1 protein-coding gene and 1 pseudogene are annotated in these 911 nt (G+C 33.6%); one reads left to right on the plus strand and one right to left on the minus strand.

All coding sequences use genetic code 11. From position 1 onward, the window contains the following. On the minus strand, positions 1 to 380 hold a 380-nt coding region (tnpA, locus tag J5G60_RS18505), incomplete at its 3' end, for an IS200/IS605 family transposase (protein WP_207876651.1). An 88-nt stretch (positions 381 to 468) separates the two neighbouring features. Here tnpA and J5G60_RS18510 point away from each other — a divergent pair. Further along, positions 469 to 911: pseudogene (locus J5G60_RS18510) on the plus strand (hypothetical protein); the annotation flags it as partial.

Genomic DNA, 911 nt, shown 5'->3' on the forward strand with positions numbered 1-911 from the left:
TGTTCGATAATATCAATGGTGGCACCACCTGTAGAAAGAACAAGGTAACTTTCACTCCAGAAGAAAGGTTTCCAGTAGAAATTAGCCAGGTAACCGGCATAGTCTCTTCTAATCAGCCTGGAAGTTACTGTTTTAAAATTATTTATAAGTTTAGACAGCTGTACCTGTGGAGGGGCTTCAAATAAAATATGCAGATGGTCAGCTTCTCCGTTAATCTCTAAAATACTGCAGTTCCATTTATTAAAAGTGTTATTGGATATTTCAATCAAGCGGTTTAAAATATCTCTGTTTATACATTTATGTCTGTATTTAGTTACAACAACCAAATGATATTTCAGACTGTAGCAACTATGTCTGTTTCTTTTATATTCTATATTCATAGGATAGTATAACTCCTTTACAACTAAATTAAGAATAGTATAATTATAGTATACAAACGGTATAAAATCAACAAAGGAGGTGTGGATTATGCAGGTGATAAATTCATATACAGTAAAAATAGTAAACATGAATGATTGTTTAAAGGAAACTATAGAAATTTACAGGAAGGCAGTATCTTACTTTATAAATGTGGTTACCTCAGAGAGGGAGCTCTTGGAAAAGTTAAGCTCTAAATATAGGGTAAATCTCATAGAGCACCTGACACACTCAACAAAAGATAATCCACATCCAGAGTATGATGGTTTTGACAGACAGTTCTATAAATTCCCTTCATATTTGAGGAGAAGTGCAATTATGGATGCCATGGGAATAGTCTCTTCCTACTATAGCAATCTAGAAAATTATAAGGAAGAAAGATATACCCAGGTATCTAGTGGTAAAAAGTTTAAGAAGAAAGCACCCAAATTACAGGTAAAGCACTATAAATGTCCTGCCCTTTACAGGGGTAATATGTTTAAAATGCTGGACAG

Source organism: Clostridium sp. HV4-5-A1G (assembly GCF_900184915.1).
Taxonomy (GTDB): domain Bacteria; phylum Bacillota; class Clostridia; order Clostridiales; family Clostridiaceae; genus Clostridium_B; species Clostridium_B aromativorans.